This is a genomic window from Vibrio genomosp. F10 str. 9ZD137 (genome assembly GCF_049974785.1).
GTDB lineage: Bacteria > Pseudomonadota > Gammaproteobacteria > Enterobacterales > Vibrionaceae > Vibrio.
Map to the genome: position 1 here is coordinate 1 of NZ_JBNGCJ010000396.1, position 2801 is coordinate 2801.

Here is a 2801-nt window from a genome sequence, read left to right on the forward strand (position 1 = left end):
GGCTGGAACAGCCAGCTCAGAAGCAACGGCTGGGTTAATATCGCCAGGGCCACTGATATTGGTTGAGAAATCGTGTTCTACTTTTGAACGGAAACTAAAGCCAAGATCCAGATTTTCGCTTTGCTTGTACATGACACCTGCATTGAACCCGTATGCCCAATCCGATGATTTCTCTAGTTGAACATTTCCTGACGCCATCCCCATTTCTAATGAGGCCCAACTAAACTGCGCACCGATACCCCAAGAGACTTGGTCTGTTACTCGAAAGCTAAGAGAAGGGTTAAATTGGACGGCTGTTAGGGTCGTATCTGTCATTAAATTTCTGCCCGTCCAATCACTGCCGTAATCAACACTCGAACCACCAACGGTGCCTAGAGCAAGGCCGAGGTGCACGTCATCATTAAGTTGACGTGCGTGAAAGACACCGATAGAAGGCATAAGTGTATGCGCTTTGCCGCTTTCCCCTTGATCAGCATCAGCGTAGTTCATCTCTAGATCAAGCAGTAGAGTATTGACTGTCGTCATGCTCTCACCCATGTGAGACATGGTGGCGGGGTTTGTCCACATCGCGGCTGCGGATTGCGTGTAAACGCCGTCACCCGCACCCGTGGTGCCCGCATTGGCAATGATCGCTTCTTGCATAAAAATGCCACTTGCATGAACAGACGTCGTGCTCAATACAGCAGCGCTTAAAAGAGATAGAGTAAACAGAGGAACAGCCGATCGCATTTTATTTTTCGGTAGAGCACGAGACATTGATGTTTTCATTATTGAATCACTCTTAAAGAAGCTTCCTTGCCTCAAACGAAAGCCTATGAATCCTTGTGACACAGACAGGTAAATTAGCGTTGTATTGTAACGAAACGTTCCCGTACAATTGGAATAAAGCTTATTCCAATTGTCGCTTGCTAAAAACGACGAGAACATTGAAAGGGCGTTTCGGTAGTGATGCTAGGTTCACGAATGAATAAATATCAAAGACAACAGAATAGTGATAGGTCATAGATGAATGATTTAAATACCCTACATGTATTTTTAGCACTGATGCAAACCCGTTCCACTCAGAGAGCGGCGACTAAATTGGGCCGTTCTCAATCCTACGTATCCAAAGTGCTGTCGCAATTGCGCGAAGATTTAGGGGATCCGCTGTTTTTACGAAACTCAATGGGCCTTGTTCCCACCAGTTATGCAGAATCGATTGAGCCAAAGGTAAGGAATGCGCTTGAGCAACTTACGATTGCTCTCGAACCAGAACGTTTTGATCCTATGTCTTTGGACAAAGTGACCTTACATGTTGTGAGCCCTTATTTAGACAATGTTGGTACAGAACTCATTACTACTCTGAGAAAAGAGACCAATGCGCTTATTGAACTGCGCCAATGGGGGCATCATTCTGAATCGCTGATTTTAAATGAAGAAGTCGATTTAGGTGTCCACGCGATCAACGATAAGCCCCAGGCTTTTTATCAGAAACGCATTCATTCAGGAGCGGGTTATTTTGCTGGGAATACAGAGGGTGAATACGTCAAATTCTTAATTCCTGGTGTGAATGATACGACTGATCATTTTCGCCGACTAGACCCGAATATTGAAGTGGGTATCATTGTCGACAGCCAAGTCGTCATGAACGAGCTGATGGACGATTGTTTTACATTAAAGTATGAGCCTTACTTTGAATCAGAAGCCCACCATAAACTCAACTTGGATGTTGCTTTGATCATGAAAGCTTCCTTGCGCCACTCACCAAAACAGCAATGGCTCAGCAGTATTGTAGAACCGATCATTAACCATCAAGTAGAGGCATGGACTGAACGAAATAAGTAAAGCAGCTTGTCACTAAATGAAGAAAAGGGAAGCCAATCGAGGGCTTCCCTTTTTCGTTGTTCCTCTAAAACTACCATGGCCTCTCAAAGAATGAGATGGCGCTTATAATGCTGATAGATACGATTTGTAGGCTTTCAAGCGAACGGTTGCGCCACCAATGATATCCATAAAGCCAAGCATAGGGTGAGGTTTTTCTGCTGAAACCCAACCTGAACCTGTAGCACCGATAGGGACGTTATAGCCTTCTGGCTCTTGGAATTCAATGACGATCGTACGGCCGTGAGATCCCATGTTATTCCCCACATGCTGACGAACATGTTGTGACCCGTTGAGTACCGATACACGCGCTTCACCTGTACCGGTTGTCACACTGTGTACACGGCCACGGAAAATTTCACCTGGATAGGCATCAACGTAGAACTCTGCAAACTGACCAATTTGGATCCCACGGAACGTTTGGTCTGCAATACGCATTTCAACAAATTTTTTGCTGGTATCGTATAGGTGCATGTTACCCACGCGAGTGCCGTCAGTGATGTTGGCAATTGATAGCTGTCCATCAAACGGAGCACGAATCTCACGACGATCGTTTTGCCATTTTGCGGTTGCGATTTGTGCTTCAATTGCAAGAATTTGAGCGTTAGCTGAGGCAATCTGAGCGTGAGTGGACTCAATACTAGTTTGCAAATCATCGCGTGTAGATTGCTGAGCAAAATCGTTCAGCTTCTTCAAGCGGTCAAGGTTACGTTCATCATTTTCGATTTTCAGTGTGAGCGCTAAAATTTCAGCTTGTGCTGCTTTAATTTGTGCATCTAACCCTTCAAGTTGGTTTTCTGTATCTTCCGCTTTGAGCGTATAGATAAGATCGCCTTTTTTAACCATTTGGTTGTGGTCGACGAACACTTGGTCAACTTCTTGACCGATCAGTGGGCTAAGTACGGCGTGCGGGGCTTTGACTGTTGTACTGTCGGTTAAAT

Annotated in this window: 3 protein-coding genes; 1 reads left to right on the forward strand and 2 read right to left on the reverse strand. The window is 45.2% G+C overall.

The genetic code is table 11. The features are described from left to right. Positions 1–756 (reverse strand): OmpP1/FadL family transporter (locus ACP45E_RS09005; RefSeq protein WP_426510956.1); only part of this gene is annotated, 756 nt, incomplete at its 3' end. A gap of 249 nt (positions 757–1005) precedes the next feature. On the opposite strand from ACP45E_RS09005, the gene ACP45E_RS09010 reads away from it, so the two are divergent. After that, positions 1006–1824, forward strand: coding sequence for a LysR family transcriptional regulator (locus ACP45E_RS09010; protein ID WP_017036406.1), 819 nt, complete (start codon positions 1006–1008; stop codon positions 1822–1824). 102 nt (positions 1825–1926) lie between these two features. Here ACP45E_RS09010 and ACP45E_RS09015 read toward each other — a convergent pair. Then, positions 1927–2801, reverse strand: an 875-nt coding sequence (locus tag ACP45E_RS09015; RefSeq protein WP_069584908.1) for an efflux RND transporter periplasmic adaptor subunit, incomplete at its 5' end; no start/stop codon positions are given.